This is a genomic window from Thermosynechococcus sp. (genome assembly GCF_046299635.1).
Lineage (GTDB): Bacteria > Cyanobacteriota > Cyanobacteriia > Thermosynechococcales > Thermosynechococcaceae > Thermosynechococcus.
Map to the genome: position 1 here is coordinate 84,900 of NZ_JBKBHV010000005.1, position 15,317 is coordinate 100,216.

Genomic DNA, 15,317 nt, shown 5'->3' on the forward strand with positions numbered 1-15,317 from the left:
ATTTAGAGTATGATAAAATTCTTCACTTATCCTTGCGATTTTTTAGGCAACAGAGACTTTCCTAATCAGAGAAAAAGTATCGTGAAAACATTCCTCTGATCGCTATTCTATGAACAGGCGTTGCCCGTTTCACGCCTTCTAAAATTTTAGTCGCAACGGTTCATGGATATTCAACTGATTCAACTTTTTGTTAATGGCTTGGCGGTAGGGAGTATTATTGCCCTTGCAGCGGTGGGTTTGACGCTCACATTTGGGATTTTGCGCCTGCCCAACTTTGCCCATGGGGACTTTATGACGACGGGAGCCTACCTGACATTGGTGGCCAATGCAACAGGACTCGATATTTGGCTCTCAATGGTGATCGGTGGCTTGGGGACGGCAGGGTTAATGCTCCTAAGTGAAAAGTTCCTGTGGCAGCCGCTGCGCGATCGCCGCGCCACCTCAACGACTCTAACTATTATTTCCATTGGTCTTTCGTTTTTCCTGCGCAATGCTGTGATTCTCATCTGGGGCAGTGAAAACCAAACCTATCGGCTACCGGTGATGCCCGCCCTTGATGTTTGGGGCGTGAAAATTATTTACTCCAAGGTGATTGTGATGATGTTGGCGGTGGGGGCGATCGCCGGTGTGCACCTCCTGCTGCAACGCACAAAAGTTGGCAAGGCCATGCGAGCCGTAGCTGATGATCTCGACCTAGCTCGGGTTTCCGGGATTGATGTCGAGTGGGTGGTGCTGTGTACTTGGCTCTTGGCAGGGGTGCTCACGGGGGTGGCCGGCGGTCTCTATGGCCTGATTACCGCTGTGCGGCCAACGATGGGTTGGTTTTTGATCTTACCCCTCTTTGCCAGTGTAATTCTCGGTGGCATTGGCAATCCCTATGGGGCGATCGCCGGCGCCCTGATTATTGGTGTCGCTCAGGAAATGAGTACACTGTTTATCCCTTCTGAATACAAGCTGGCGGTTGCCCTAGTCATCATGATGGCGGTGCTTTTGGTGCGCCCCCAAGGGCTATTTCGTGGCACACTCAGTTAGTCTTCTTAGGAGAGTTCCTCTGATTTCAAACCTCTATACTCTTGCAACCCTTGTTGCTGCAATTAACGCTGCGCCTCAAGATTGGCGCCCTCTGGTGTTTACCAATGGCTGTTTTGACCTGATCCACGCGGGGCATGTGCGCTATCTGGCGGCAGCCCGCGCCCTTGGCAAACGCTTGGTGGTGGGGTTGAATAGCGATCGCTCGGTGGCAGCCCTAAAGCCCAAACGGCCGATTATTCCCGAACAGCAGCGGGCAGAGGTGCTGGCTGGTTTACGATCAGTAGATGCGGTGGTGCTGTTTAGCGATCGCACTGCCACGACCCTGATCGAGGTTCTCCAACCGGAGATCTACGTCAAGGGGGGCGATTACCAACTGGAGACTCTACCGGAAGCGGCGGCTGTGCAGCACTATGGGGGTCGCATTGAACTCATTCAAGTGGAGGTTCCCAGTTCGACAACGGCGATCGTCCAACGCATTCTAGAGTTGTATGGGGAGGAGTCAGCAGGCGCATGGTCACCACAGAACCGGCCTTAGCCGATTTACGGGCGCAGTTGTACAGCGGCAACGAAAAAGCCCAACTGGCCGCCATGACCACCCTGAGTACGGCAGGCAGTGAAGGCTATCACCTCTTGCAGGAGTTCCTCAAAGACAGTGCCACCTTTTCTCCGCCGCCCGCCCTATGGGTGCGGGGTCAAGCCTACCGCCTCCTATTTCATTGTCCGGAAGCGTCTGTCCAAGCTTTTTTACAACAACACTATCCCCAAGGGATGATTCCCCTGCGCTCCGATCGCGGGGTGGACTATCGGGAGCTGGCTGAACTCCTAGTGGCCGAGAAATTTGAGGCCGCCGATCGCCTGACCACCCAAAAGCTGTGTGAACTGGCAGGCTCCTTGGCCCAAAAACGCCGCTGGCTCTACTTCACGGAGGTGGAGCAACTCCCCATTGTGGATTTACAAACCATTGATCAGTTGTGGCTGGCGTTTTCTCTGGGTCGCTTTGGCTATTCGGTGCAGCGGCAACTCTGGCTGAGCTGCGGTCAAAACTGGGATCGGCTTTGGGAGAAAATTGGCTGGCGGCAAGGTAAGCGGTGGCCGCGTTATCCCCATGAATTCATCTGGGATTTGAGTGCCCCTCGCGGCCATTTACCCCTGACCAATCAACTGCGGGGCGTCCAAGTGCTCAATGCCCTTCTCAATCATCCGGCTTGGACTGCTTAGAATAGGGATAGCAATCGTGGTGAGGTGGCAGGGATGAAGAAGAATATTCAGCGATGGATGGTGGCGATCGCCCTTGTGGCGGGCATTAGTGGCGCAACCCTTTCCCCCCAAGTCGTGGCGCAAACCAGTGGCGGCCTCCTGACTGCCGAGCAAATGAAAAAACTCAATCTCAGTGTGGAACAAAAACAAGCTGTCCTGCGCCTGACCCTGCGCACCAACGATCGCATCCTCAAGATTTTGGATCGCGATCAACAGCGCATCTTTCGCAATGCCATCAAAGAAGGGAAATCCACCGAGGAGGCCATGAGCGCCGTTTCGCTGCGCCCCGCTCAAAAAACACAGCTTTCAAAGGTGATGCAGGATACCCGCGTCGAGATGCTGACAATCCTCACTCCTGAGCAGGTGAAGCAATTGCAAGGATCGCGCTAAGCTGAGCAGCTTTTCAGCCAATGAGCCGAAGTTGAGGATTGGCTCAAAGCAGAAAATCTTCAGGTGGTTGGTGAGGGGTCACAATCGGTAGCACCTGTTCAAGATTCCCGGCAGGACGGGCAATAATCTGATGGGAGATGACCGCGTGGCCAGTGAGGGATCGCGCCGCTCGAACCGCTGCATTCACGTCCGCCACCTCCCCTCGGATCACCACCGTCCAATAGCCCGCCCCAATCCCTTCACAACTGATGAGGGTGACCTGAGCGGCTTTGACCAACGTATCGGCCACCGCAAGGGCTGCCGGATACCCCAAGACCTGCACCATGCCCACCGCCTCTGCTGCCATCGCCACTACCCGTGCCACATCTCCCCTATTGTAGAAAAGGACTGGGGTTAAGCTAGAAAAACGGTGCTCTAGTTTCCTGAAGGGGAGTGGATTCCATGCAGACCATAGGGGTGTTCGCCGAGCTAGAGGAGGCTATAGCGAATAACGGCATTTCTGCCCACCAAGCCCTCAGCCTGTTGATGACTGCCCTGCCTTTAGTGGCCATCAGTGATCCGCAGGAACCCTTGCCCCCCCTGCTCAGAGCACTGCAAAGTGCCGGCGATCGCCTGCGCCAACAGCAGGTGGGGGACACCGTCACCTATGTGATTAACCGCAACATCAACTTCACGAATATCTGTGAGCAACACTGCGGCTTCTGTGCCTTTCGTCGCGATGCTACCGCTGCGGATGCCTACTGGCTCGACATTGACACGATTCTTGACAAAGTGGCTGATGCCGTGGCTCAAGGAGCTACGGAAATCTGTATGCAGGGCGGACTCAACCCAGCAGCTAAAGCTGGCGGCTCCACATTGCGCTATTACCAATCCCTGGTGCGGGAGATTAAAACTGCTTTTCCTCAAATCCATCTCCATGCCTTTTCCCCCCAAGAAATTCAATTCATTGCCCGCGAGGATGGTCTCTCCTATGCCCAAGTGATTGATGTCCTGCATCAGACGGGGGTGGACTCCATGCCCGGTACGGCTGCCGAGGTGTTGGTGGATCGGGTGCGCTCAAAAATCTGTCCTGAGAAAATTAACACCGCCACTTGGCTGGAGATTGTGGAAACCGCCCATCGCTTGGGGGTCTGGACGACCAGTACGATGCTTTGCGGCCACATCGAAACCCCGGCGGAGCAGGTGACCCACCTCCAACACCTACAACAACTTCAGCAAAAGGCCTTAGAACGCCACTATCCCGCCCGCATTACCGAGTTTATCCTGCTGCCGTACGTCGGGGAACTTGCTCCCAAGGCAATGCGACAATGGGTTGGACACGCCCAGCCCCGGTTATTACCGACATTGGTGCTGACGGCGGTAGCGCGGCTGTTTCTAGGACAGTGGATTGCCAACCATCAGCCCAGTTGGGTTAAGCTCGGCCTTGGGGGTGCGACAATGGCACTGAAGTGGGGCTGTAACGATTTAGGGGGAACGCTGATGGAAGAACACATCACCTCGGTGGCCGGCGCCCAGGGAGGGACGAGAGTTCCCCCGGCCGATTTGGTGGCCGCCATTCGCTCCTTGGGGCGAACCCCGCGTCAGCGCACCACCCTGTATGAGCCTGTTGGAGAGCCGCAATGACCTTTGAAGTTCCCTCTTCCCGTCGCGCACGCCCTTGGCTGGTGGGGGGGGTTGCCGTCCTCATGGTAGGCGCAGCCGCTGCTGCCGGCGTCTTCCTCTGGCAACGCTTTGGTCAACGTCCGATCGCGCCCGGCCTGGCGATCGCCCCCAATACCGCCCTCCTGACGCTCACCCTCCCCACCGACCCCCAGCCTTGGCAAGCCTTGGTCAAAAGTGGCCTGCTGCAAACCCAACCTTGGCTAAATCTCACCTATGATCCGCTCTCACCAGACGGGGTGACTCTGGCGCAACTGGATTACCTCAAGCAAGTGCGCCCCTTCATTGGGGAGCAAGCTACAGTGGTGCTCTTGCCCATAACCCCAGCGTCCGTCCGAGAATCGCCCGTCCCCCCCCACGTTTGGATTGTGCCGACCCTCAATGTACCGATGGGGGAGCAACTTTTGCAAAGTGTCATTGGCGAACCGATCACAGAAATCAACGGGGTGAAAATCTTCAAGGCCAAGGGGATTGTCCCTGACCCTAATAGCGGCGCGATCGCCCTCGTCAAGCACGCAAACGATGCCTACATCCTCTGGAGTCAGCACCAGAGCGCCCTGCAACAGGTCATTGCCACCGCCCAAGCTAACAACGGCATTGCCCGCCAGCCCACCTATCAACAGGCCGTAAGGGGGTTATCGGATCATCGCCCTTTGGTGGAACTCTATTTGAACTTGCCCGCCTTTTTGGCCAGTCAGATGGCCGCCCCTGAGGGAAATCTTCCTGAACCGCCCCGCGAGCTGCAAGGGATGGTGCTCACCGCAGACATGACCCCTGAGCAAATTGAGTTGGAGGCGGTAACTTGGCGTTCCCAACAGAATCAAGCCTTGGTCAGTGAAGGTCAAAGCCGTGAACTCAGTCACCTGGTGCCTGAAACAACCCTTGCTTTCTACAGTACTGGCTCCTTCAAGAATTTATGGCAGAATACGCCCAAATCTATCCAAGAAACGATCGCTAACACGGTTAAAGATCTCACCGGACTGGATTGGCAACAGGTCTTTGTCCCTTGGATGGAGGGGGAATTTGCCGCTGCCTTTGTGCCCGTTCCCGCTTGGGGAAATGCCCCTAGTTTGCTCTTTCTCAGTCAGACCAGCGATCGCCCCCAAGCCAGCCAAGCTCTCAGCCAACTCGATAGCCAGATTCGCGATCGCCTGCGCTGGCAAGTCCAACAAACGACAACGGAACTCCAACCGCTCACCACTTGGCGCATTCCCCCCGGCCTCCCCGTGGGGCAGCATGGCTGGCTCAATGACAATACCCTTTATTTGGGACTCGGTCCTCTAGCAGACATGAGGCGTCCCCCTGAGCGCTCCTTGGCCGACTCCCCTCTTTACCGCGCGGTGCTTCCCCATCCGAAGGGGACGCAATTTTATCTGAATTTGAGTAATTTAGAACCATTGCAAAACAACTTGCTCTTACCCCAACTGGCACCCGAAGTGGCGCGATCGCTTCAGCCGTTTGCCGCTCTAGGCATCACCGCCGAGGTGCGCAATAATCAATTTACCTACTACACGGCTCGGATTCGCCTAAAATCCGCTGCGTCGCCGTAGGCAGGATGGAGAAGACTGGGAGGCCTCTTAGGGAAGTCACGCAATCACCGTGGAACCAGATGTTTTACTGAAACGATATAGCGTTGGCGATCGCGACTTTGCAGGGGTACGTTTGCGCCATGCTAACCTGAGTCGGTCGGTGTTGACGGGCATTGACCTTTCCCGTGCCGACCTCACCGAGGCTGCCTTACAAAGCACCAACCTGCAAGGGGCGGATTTGCGGGGGGCAATTCTCAGCGGCGTCAATCTCAGCCAAGCGGATTTGCGGGGGGCAGATTTGCGGGGGGTGATTTTAATCAGTGCCGATCTACGCTGGGTGTCTCTGCGCAAGGCTAATCTGACGGGGGCGGATTTAACCCGTGCCAACCTTGCCAATGCCGATCTCAGTGAGGCCAATCTCACCGGTGCTCAACTCAGTGAAGCCATCCTGCGGGATGCCAACTTGACGCTCACGGATCTCACCCTTGCTGAACTTGAGCGGGCAAACCTCACCCGTGCCAATTTAACCGAAGCCTACCTGCGGGGCGCCGACCTTGCCGATGCCGTCTTGCGGGAAAGTCAACTCCTGCAGGCCAATTTGCGCGGTGCCAATCTCAGTGCCACCAATTTGCAGCAGGCCAACCTAGAGCGGGCAATCTTGATCGGAGCGAATCTGCGTCGTGCCCGTCTTGAGGAAGCCAATCTCCGCGAAGTGACCTTCAAAGAGGCCAATTTACGCCATGCCTGTTTGGACAACGCCAAACTCGTCGGTGCCGATTTGCGGGGGGTCAGTCTTGCCCAAGCGCTGCTGCGCAAAGCAGATTTGAGTTCAGCGATTCTCATTGGCGCCAACTTAATGGGTGCCAATCTTAGCGGTGCCGATCTGCGGGGCGCTAATCTCATTGAAGCCATTCTCACAGGTGCCAGTCTCAACGGCGTTGATCTCAGTGCTGTGGATATGAGTGAGGCGATACTGCCGGATGGCTATCTTGCGGAATAGTCTCAAGGACAGACCGCTGCTGGTGTAGAGTAAAGGATCGGTGATTTTGAGATAGGCATGGCAACCACGTATCGCATTGCGGTTTTGGCAGGGGATGGGATTGGTCCAGAAATTACGGCTGTTGCCCTCGATGTGTTGCGGGCGATCGCCCCTCGCTTTAACTTGGAATTTGAGTTTGTCCCTGCGCTGGTCGGGGGGGCTGCCATTGATGCCGTAGGAGAACCCCTGCCGGCTGCAACCCTCGAAACCTGTCGCCAAAGTGATGCCGTGCTTTTAGCGGCCATTGGCGGCACACAGTGGGATAGCCTACCCCGTCACCTGCGCCCGGAAACGGGATTGCTTGCTCTGCGTGCCGGTCTAGGGTTATTTGCCAACTTACGCCCCGCCAAAATTTTTCCCCAACTGGTGCATGCCTCCTCCCTCAAACCGGAAGTAATTGCCGGTGTGGATTTGATGGTGGTGCGCGAACTCACCGGTGGCATTTACTTTGGTCAACCACGGGGCATCTTCACCACGGAAACCGGGGAGCAGCGGGGGGTCAATACCATGGCCTACACCGCCACGGAAATCGATCGCATTGGGCGGGTGGCCTTTGAAACTGCCCACAAACGGCAGGGCAAGCTCTGCTCGGTAGATAAAGCCAATGTTCTGGAGGTCTCCCAACTGTGGCGCGATCGCCTGACGGCCCTCAGTGCCGAATACCCCGATGTGGAACTCACCCATCTCTACGTGGACAATGCCGCCATGCAACTGGTGCGCGCCCCAAAACAATTTGACACGATTGTCACCAGTAACTTGTTTGGCGATATCCTCTCCGACATTGCCGCCATGCTCACAGGCAGTATTGGCATGCTCCCCTCCGCCAGTTTGGGGGAATCGGGGCCGGGGCTGTTTGAGCCGGTTCACGGCTCTGCCCCCGACATTGCCGGCCAAGACAAAGCCAACCCCCTCGCCATGGTGCTCAGTGCTGCCATGATGCTGCGTTATGGCCTCAACCAACCCGCCGCAGCGCAGGCGATCGAAGAGGCAATGACGGCCGTTTTGGATCAAGGCTACCGCACCGGCGATTTGATGTCTGAGGGCTGTACCCTTGTCGGCTGCCGGGAAATGGGCAACCTTTTGATCAAGGCATTGTCCCAATAGATTGAGGGAGATAACAGGCGCTGGGGCGGCCTGACCCGCTAGACACCAATTAGCTTATTGCGGTCAAAATCCTGAAGGAGGCTCAGGGGTTCAATGCGAGCAAACTCTTGACTATGGCGATGTGCCAAGTGCAGTACCCAAGGCAAACGCGCATGACTGAAAGCACTGGCCGGATGTAACTGGGTCAAATGATAGGTCTGGAGTGCTAGAAGTTCAAGATCAGTATCCCCATACTCATGCACCGCCCGCAGCGGTCGAGCACTGCCGAGTTCTTGGTTGCGACTTCTGATGGGTTGACTGCTAATCAGAATGAACGAGCGTTCTTGGCTATCAAAAACCACGGTTCCCTCTTGAGCCGCTGGATATTCAGGGTTCTTTTCCAGAGCGAGCCGCCCCGCACCGGTTTTACGCACACTGAGAATATCTACGGCAATTCCTTCTTTCGTGAGTTCCTGGATGGTGGGTTGAAACTCGTCCTCACGTGCCAGGCCATCGCGCAGCAGCAACACTTTGGTGGGGTAGCGATTCTCATATCGGAAAAACTTATCTATGAGCTTGAGGACGGTTTGCCAAATGGCTTGGCCGCTGATTTTTTCCCCCCGTTGTGCCGTCGGCAGTTCCCAGCCTAGGGATTGACCATTGGCAAATACGGCAAAGGCGGGAGTGCCAAAATACAGGGAGCCATTGGTGCCCGTATCAAAACCGATGATCAGTTCTGCGTGCCCCGGCTTTGAGGGCGGTTGTAGGTGGATGGGTTGCCACTTGGCTTTACACAGAAGTCCTAGAACGATGTTGAGGGCTTTGTATGGGTTGAGGTTTTCAGGAGTAAAAAATTGCGTGGCAATGCCTACTCGCAGGGCTTCATTGCGAATACGCTGCTTTTCTAAAGAGCGAGGCATCATCACAAGGATGGTTTGAATTCCCTCGTCAGCCCATGCCCGCCAAAATTGATGCCGTGCTAGAGCGCTTTCCCCCATCTGGGAGCGGGTGCGAAAGGATTGAATTTCTAGGGATTTGCCGTGGATGCGACTCAAATCCCTCAGGAGAGTGGTAATTGCAGGCGGGCAGGTGGGTGCTTCTGTGCACAGGTTCAGTAGGCCAAATTTTTCTTCGCCACAGCGGGCGCAGCCTTTGTGCAACACGTCAGCAACCTTTTCCACTTCTTGTCCGTCCTTGCCTAGAAGAACGGCACGGGGCAGGAGATAGGCGGTTTTTTGGACAGGGCCTTGGGGAGGAGCTACTTGGTAATAACTTCGACAAAGCCACTCCACGAAGGGTTGAACCCCTTGCAGCCGCGTCTGCACCGGTAGGCGAATTTTTTGAAACACAGCCTCCACCGCCTGCTTTAACTGGCGATCGCCACTGGCTTGGAGTTCGCTGAGCATCTCTAGGGTCAGGCTGGGGGTAAGGCGACAGGAGAGGTGAGGGATGGGTTTGCCGCTCCGGGAATTTCTGACATAGACCACTTGCGAGTTTTGAATTTCTGCCTCCGTGGCACCTTCAGCACGGTGGTACTCCGCTAAGGTTTTGTTTAACCCCTCTAGCCACACCGTCTCAGGCCGCTCGCCGCTGCCTAGGCCCACAAATTGCCAGCGATAAAATTGGTTATTTTTGCGATAGGTATTGCGCACCCAAGAGAAAGACAACTCTGGATATCGGTCTAACCACTGCTGCAACGTCCATGGGCTGTGGAAATGGTAATGGTAATCCACCTCAATGTAGAGATTGGCCGCTGTGTCCACAATGAGATCAAAACAGTACCCCCTGATAACTTGCCAGCCTGCATGCTCAACTTCTTCTGGATCGCTTTTTTTCCAAAAAAGAATACTGTTATCACTACCCTTTTCGACAACGTGGGCTTGCGATTGGCGAGCACTTCGCTCTAGGGTGCGTCGCAGTCGCGATCGCTGGAGACTTTCAAGCGCCTGTCGCTGGTTAGGGTCACGGCAATCTAAAATTATTTGCTCAGGATTTACTAGCCTCCATGTTTCCCCCTCAAAATGGAGCGGGGGCGTTCTCGCAGCGGATTCCTCAACCAGAATGTAGGTTTGCCAGCGGCTCGCTACTGCCTCTAGGCGATAGCAAATCCGATTAAGTGCTTGGGCTTCTTCGCCAATGTCGGGATGCTCTGTCCACTGGCAGGTATAGCGATAGACCCTCCGCTCAGCCTCACTTAGGTTTTTAATCAAAAAACGATTGAGTCGAACGGTTTGGGAGGTGAGATTCACAGAGCCACTGACAAAAGGAACAACAAGGGGAAAGCATCTATGCTTCTTTCATCCTAAGGCAGAGAGGGCTGAGCAGAGCCTAGTTCAAACTAGTTTTTTTAGCCAGTAAGGCCTCCACCTGCTCAATGCTGAGGGGTTGCGAGAAGTAATAGCCTTGGGCATAGTCACAGCCAAGTTCCCGCAGTCGTGTCACTTGATAGGGATGCTCTACCCCTTCTGCTACCACTTCCAGATGGAGAGCCTTGGCAAGGCTCACAATGGCATCAATAATGGGGGGCTGTTGTGCGGTTTCGGTGATGAGCTTGACGAAGCTGCGATCTACCTTGAGGCTGTCAAGGGGAAGATTGGCTAGGTAGCACAGAGAAGCATGGCCGGTGCCAAAGTCATCAAGGCTTAGCTTGATCCCTTGCGCCTTGAGTTGCAGCAACCTGTCGCGCACTTGTTCAGGCTGGTCAATGCCCACACTTTGGGTGATTTCGAGGTGCAGACGGTCAGGAGGAATCTGGGTTTGCTCCAACGCCGCCACTACCTGTTCGACAAGGGCAGGGTGCATCAGTTGCCGATTCGATAAATTCACATTCACAGACAACTGCCAGCGGGGGAATTGCTCCTGCCAGTGCTGAAGGTCGCGGCAAGCCCGCCAAATCACCCAATCGCCAACGGGCAAAATCAGTCCCGTTTCCTCGGCAAGGGGAAGGAAGCGATCGGGCAGTAATAAACCTTGGGTCGGATGTTGCCAGCGAATGAGGGCTTCAAAGCCGTAGAGACGATTATCACTGAGGCAATAGATGGGCTGATAAAAGAGGGTCAACTCATCCCGCTCAATGGCTTGGCGCAACCCGACTTCAAAGGAGAGGCGATCGCGCGCCGTTAAATGCATTTCTTCGCTAAAGACTTGATAGCGATCGCCCCCGGCCACCTTCGCCTGATACATGGCAATATCGGCATTGCGCAAATAGTCTTCTGCCTTGTCCATGTGGGGCGATCGCGTGGCCACGCCAATGCTCACCCGCAGCCTAATCAGTTGATCTTTGACGATAAAGGGTTTCTCTAAGGTGGCGTGAATGCGATCGCAAACCCCCAAAGCATCGCTGTTGTTACTAATGTCATCGAGCAAAATCACAAACTCATCGCCCCCAATGCGCGCCACCGTGTCATCGGGACGGACAATGCGAGTCAAGCGATTGGCCAACTCAATGAGAATCAGATCCCCCCAACTGTGGCCAAAGCTATCATTGATGACCTTAAAGCGATCAATATCAATAAACAAAATTGCAAATTTATAATCGGGACGACGACGACCATGGCGAGCCGCCTGTTCAATGCGATCAAAGAGGAGCGTGCGATTGGCTAAGCCCGTCAGTGAATCATGGAGGGCGTCGTAGAGCAACTGGGCTTCCGCAGGGCGATGTTCCGTTAGGTCGGTGAGTGAACCTGCTACCCGCGTGGCATTGCCATGAGCATCCCGCAGCGCCAGACCCCGTGCCAACACCCAGCGATAGGAGCCATTGCGATGTTGAATCCGAAACTCCTGATGAAATTGAGGCGTTTGGCCGCGCACATGGAGCATTAAATTCAATTTGACCCGCTCGACATCTTGGGGGTGAATCCGCTTCAGCCAGTCATCAATATGGTTGCCAATTTCGTGATCCTGATAGCCAAGAATTATTTTCCAGCGGGAGGAATAAAACGTTTCATTGGTCGTCAGGTTCCAGTCCCAAATACCATCATTGATGCCACGGGTGAGCAGCGCATAGCGATCGCTGGTTTCCAGCAAGGCCGCTTGGGTCAACTTCACATCCGTAATGTTGTAGCCGCACATCAAGCCCGCGCCATTGGGAAAGCGCACAAACGCCCAGAGCATTTCTAAAACTTGGCCATCGACACTATGAACCGGAATTTCCTGCCAACCGCTGGGGGAATGAATCATCCAATAGCGAATCTGTCGTTGGGTCTTTGAATCAGGAAAACACTGGCTCAAAAAATCCCGTGACAGCAAGTCTCCTGTATCCCAGCCCAATTGGCTTGTCACCTCTTGGTTGATGGACTGAATTTGCCCTTCGTTGTCATAAAATACGACTAATAGGGGCAAACGGGCACACACTGTCCGCAGCAGCTCATAGGGATCCGTGCTTGCTGGAAAATCGAAACCATAGCCCGCTTGACCACCCATGATTTGCCGACCGAATTGAGAAAACAAAAATGAGGAATCGTGCTCCATAATACTATCTTAAAATGTATAGGAGATCACAGAGTGACTTGGCCGACACAATAAAAGCACTAAGTACATTGGCGGTTGCTTTGCAATTCCTATGGCAAGGTGGCAAAAAAGATTAAACCTAGGCAGTGAGCGATCGCTGTTCTCCGCTAGAGGAGGTGTATTTTAATCCCAAAATCCAGAAAATCTGCTGGGTAATCGCCTCATATTGCTCACCAGACAGCAAATCTTTTTCCTGATGTAAGAGAAGCAGCCTACTCAACTGTTCAGTTGCTGTAGCTAACTCTTGCGGCTCAGGGTAAAGACTCTGGAGTACTGCATAGAGATCGGCTTCTGCGTTGGCCACGAGTGCTGCTCCTTGGCAGATGACAGGCTTAAGAAATGGCTCATACTGCCGCAACAATCGCCGCAAGTAATAGAGCATTGAAATAGACAAAGAGAGAACCCTCATTGAATTAACCTCGCATCATTCAAATTCAAGTAGGTTAAGGTTGCGTATTAATGATTAAACTCTGAATCTAGAGCAATCATTGTTCTCTAGACTACAATCCGCACAAATGATCTTGACTTTTTTATCCCAAGATTTGGTTTTGGCCTACATAGAGTTATTATTTTGATTTTGACTGAGTTTGATCACTCGCTAACGACTCTAGCCTAGATAATCTACCTAATTGCTGTCAATCCAGTTTTGGTATTTACGAATACCAAGTGAGTCTATTCTTATTCAATTTGAAATTAGTCTTAAATAGAAGTTAGTCAATGAACGACTCGCTCTTGAGAGAATCGAGGAATCTGTTTTTTATTTTCCTTTGAAGCTGATTTATCAGTCTTAGTCTTACTCAAGAGCCGGTATTAGAAAACCATTTACCTTTGGCTCTCCATACTGTATCTATCATGATTGATTTTGAGTTTTAATAGGCAATTTTAGTGGACAAAAAAGCCTACCATCACCAGCGGAATAAAAAGACTCAGGGCAACAATGAGCAGTAAATTTTCTGGCTCGATGTTAATGATCGTGGGTTGATTGCGTTTCTTTTTGGGATTGGGATCGGTCATGGCAGGATACCCATAGGAATACCCTTAGCTTAACAAGCGCTGTCGCAGCACTCGCAAATGTTAATGAGTCGAAAGAATCCGCTATGATACTCTCAGGTGCCTAAATGAGCGGGGATTCCTATGCAGTGTCCCTATTGCCACCACACGGATAGTCGCGTTTTAGAGTCTCGATCGGCAGAGGGGGGGCAAAGTATTCGGCGGCGTCGAGAATGTCTGGCCTGTGGCCGGCGCTTTACCACCTACGAGCGGATTGAGTTTGTTCCCATTACCGTCATTAAGCGCAATGGCGATCGCGAGTCCTTTGATCGCTCGAAATTGCTGCGGGGTATCATGACCGCCTGTGGCAAAACCAACATTCCCCAACAAAAAATTGAAGCCCTTGTGGATGATATTGAGGCGGATTTGCAGTTGCGATCGCGCCGTGAAGTTACCAGTGCGGAAATAGGGGAAGCAGCACTGCAACGGTTGCGCCATCTCAGCGAAGTAGCCTATGTCCGTTTTGCCTCCGTCTATCGTCAGTTTCAAGGGATTAGTGATTTTGTTGCTGAACTTGCTCATCTCCAAGAGACACCGTACTCTTCAGAGTTGGTAACCGCTTCCCAATCCTAAAGGGGCTTCATGGGTAAATCGGCATTAATCGCGTCAATGAGCCGTTGCTCCTCGTCATTTATTTCATCAATGTAGTGGTCAAAAATTTGCCCTAAACGCGGTTCATAGAAGCGGTGCAGGCTGTAGTTGGGGGTGGCCGGGAAGCCCCGCCGTTTTTTATGGCGTCCGCCGGCGCCGGGATCAAAGCGTTGAATGCCGTTGGCGATCGCCCACTCGATGGGTTCATAGTAGCAGGCACTAAAGTGCAGACAATCAATTTCACGGGCACTGCCCCAATAGCGGCCGTAGAGATTGGTGCCCTTGGTAATGCAAAAAGACATCCCAATGGGACGCTGCGCACCACTCGGATAGGCAGCAAAGAGCACCACGCGGTGGCGGTAGCGATCGCTCAGGGCTTCAAAAAACTCCCGTGTGAGATACTTGCTACCCCACCAGCCAAATTTGTCGCAGGTATCGGCATAGAAATCGTACATTTGCCGCAACAGGCTGCGGCTGACCTCATCCCCCTGATGAATCCGAAACGTGAGATCCGCTTGGGCAACGGCCTTGCGTTCCCGTTTGATATTGCGACGTTGGTTGGCATTGAAGTCTGCCAGATAGTCATCAAAGGTCTGATAGTTGCGATTCTGCCAGATGTAGCTGTGGTGCAGCCACGCCCGATAACCGTAGGCGGCAACGGTGGGCTGCCATTGCGGATCCACGTAGAGAAAGTGGCAGCCGGAAAAGCGGTGGCGCTGGCAGAGGCGATCAATTTCATGGAGCATCACCGTTGTGATCATGGCCTCATCTACCCCTTCTGCCACAAGAAAGCGATAGCCCACCGCCGGCGTGAAGGGCGCCATCCCCAGCAGCTTGGGATAATAGCGAATGCCCAACCGCGCAGCCAAATCGGCCCATTGGTGATCAAACACAAATTCCCCTTGGCTGTGGCCTTTGACATAAAGAGGAGCGGCAGCCACCAGTTCCCGCCGGCCTTGGCGATCGCACCAAACCAGCAGATGATGGGGAAGCCAACCCGTTTGAGGCGTTGCACTGCCGGAGGCTTCCAGTTGGTGCAACCATTCCCATTCAAAAAAAGGGGTTTCTAAAGGCAGCGCAAGGGCATCCCACTGCTCTTGGGGCACGCTGGCGATCGCATTTACCCACTGAATCGTTAGCTCCGGTGCCAGTGCTGCTGCAAACTCTGCCATACTCTT

15 protein-coding genes are annotated in these 15,317 nt (G+C 53.8%); 9 read left to right on the forward strand and 6 right to left on the reverse strand.

Annotation, left to right across the window (positions count from 1 at the left end):
* Positions 1-162: 162 nt before the first annotated feature.
* From ACK4IR_RS03430 to ACK4IR_RS03445, 4 genes are read left to right on the forward strand one after another with little or no spacing between them, the layout of a single operon-like run.
* Entirely contained in the window at positions 163-1,032 is an 870-nt protein-coding gene (locus tag ACK4IR_RS03430) for a branched-chain amino acid ABC transporter permease (protein WP_409872540.1), read from the forward strand.
* Positions 1,016-1,567: a D-glycero-beta-D-manno-heptose 1-phosphate adenylyltransferase gene (gene rfaE2, locus ACK4IR_RS03435; RefSeq protein WP_409872541.1), complete on the forward strand. Its 552-nt coding sequence runs from the start codon at positions 1,016-1,018 to the stop codon at positions 1,565-1,567. The genes ACK4IR_RS03430 and rfaE2 overlap by 17 nt, the downstream gene beginning before the upstream one ends.
* A complete protein-coding gene (locus ACK4IR_RS03440; protein ID WP_409872543.1) occupies positions 1,543-2,250 on the forward strand; it encodes a GUN4 N-terminal ARM-like repeat domain-containing protein in 708 nt (235 codons plus the stop codon). The genes rfaE2 and ACK4IR_RS03440 overlap by 25 nt, the downstream gene beginning before the upstream one ends.
* A gap of 33 nt (positions 2,251-2,283) precedes the next feature.
* Positions 2,284-2,679, forward strand: a complete 396-nt coding sequence (locus ACK4IR_RS03445; protein WP_409872545.1) for a hypothetical protein — start codon at positions 2,284-2,286, stop codon at positions 2,677-2,679.
* 43 nt (positions 2,680-2,722) lie between these two features.
* On the opposite strand, the gene ACK4IR_RS03450 is transcribed toward ACK4IR_RS03445, so the two are convergent.
* Positions 2,723-3,025, reverse strand: a complete 303-nt coding sequence (locus tag ACK4IR_RS03450) for a carbon dioxide-concentrating mechanism protein CcmK (protein ID WP_409872598.1) — start codon at positions 3,023-3,025, stop codon at positions 2,723-2,725.
* Between the two features lie 95 nt (positions 3,026-3,120).
* Here ACK4IR_RS03450 and cofH point away from each other — a divergent pair, with 95 nt between their 5' ends.
* From cofH to leuB, 4 genes are read left to right on the forward strand one after another with little or no spacing between them, the layout of a single operon-like run.
* Positions 3,121-4,302, forward strand: coding sequence for a 7,8-didemethyl-8-hydroxy-5-deazariboflavin synthase subunit CofH (gene cofH / locus ACK4IR_RS03455; protein WP_409872547.1), 1,182 nt, complete (start codon positions 3,121-3,123; stop codon positions 4,300-4,302).
* A complete protein-coding gene (locus ACK4IR_RS03460; protein ID WP_409872549.1) occupies positions 4,299-5,888 on the forward strand; it encodes a DUF3352 domain-containing protein in 1,590 nt (529 codons plus the stop codon). The genes cofH and ACK4IR_RS03460 overlap by 4 nt, the downstream gene beginning before the upstream one ends.
* A 49-nt stretch (positions 5,889-5,937) precedes the next feature.
* Positions 5,938-6,867, forward strand: coding sequence for a pentapeptide repeat-containing protein (locus tag ACK4IR_RS03465; RefSeq protein ID WP_409872551.1), 930 nt, complete (start codon positions 5,938-5,940; stop codon positions 6,865-6,867).
* Between the two features lie 57 nt (positions 6,868-6,924).
* Positions 6,925-8,010 (forward strand): 3-isopropylmalate dehydrogenase, encoded by a 1,086-nt coding sequence (gene leuB, locus ACK4IR_RS03470; RefSeq protein WP_409872553.1) that lies wholly within the window; start codon positions 6,925-6,927, stop codon positions 8,008-8,010.
* A 38-nt stretch (positions 8,011-8,048) separates the two neighbouring features.
* Here the strand turns inward: leuB and ACK4IR_RS03475 are convergent, their stop codons facing one another.
* From ACK4IR_RS03475 to ACK4IR_RS03490, 4 genes are all read right to left on the reverse strand, one after another.
* Positions 8,049-10,238, reverse strand: a complete 2,190-nt coding sequence (locus tag ACK4IR_RS03475; protein ID WP_409872555.1) for an argonaute PAZ domain-containing protein — start codon at positions 10,236-10,238, stop codon at positions 8,049-8,051.
* A 79-nt stretch (positions 10,239-10,317) separates the two neighbouring features.
* Positions 10,318-12,459 (reverse strand): putative bifunctional diguanylate cyclase/phosphodiesterase, encoded by a 2,142-nt coding sequence (locus ACK4IR_RS03480; RefSeq protein ID WP_409872557.1) that lies wholly within the window; start codon positions 12,457-12,459, stop codon positions 10,318-10,320.
* A 118-nt stretch (positions 12,460-12,577) separates the two neighbouring features.
* Entirely contained in the window at positions 12,578-12,907 is a 330-nt protein-coding gene (locus ACK4IR_RS03485; RefSeq protein WP_409872559.1) for a hypothetical protein, read from the reverse strand.
* Between the two features lie 473 nt (positions 12,908-13,380).
* Positions 13,381-13,512, reverse strand: a complete 132-nt coding sequence (locus tag ACK4IR_RS03490) for a hypothetical protein (protein ID WP_409872561.1) — start codon at positions 13,510-13,512, stop codon at positions 13,381-13,383.
* A gap of 120 nt (positions 13,513-13,632) precedes the next feature.
* Between ACK4IR_RS03490 and nrdR the strand changes: the two genes are divergently transcribed.
* Entirely contained in the window at positions 13,633-14,121 is a 489-nt protein-coding gene (nrdR, locus tag ACK4IR_RS03495; protein ID WP_409872562.1) for a transcriptional regulator NrdR, read from the forward strand.
* Here the strand turns inward: nrdR and ACK4IR_RS03500 are convergent.
* A complete protein-coding gene (locus ACK4IR_RS03500; protein ID WP_409872563.1) occupies positions 14,118-15,311 on the reverse strand; it encodes a GNAT family N-acetyltransferase in 1,194 nt (397 codons plus the stop codon). The two genes, nrdR and ACK4IR_RS03500, sit on opposite strands and share 4 nt — an antisense overlap.
* Positions 15,312-15,317: the final 6 nt, after the last annotated feature.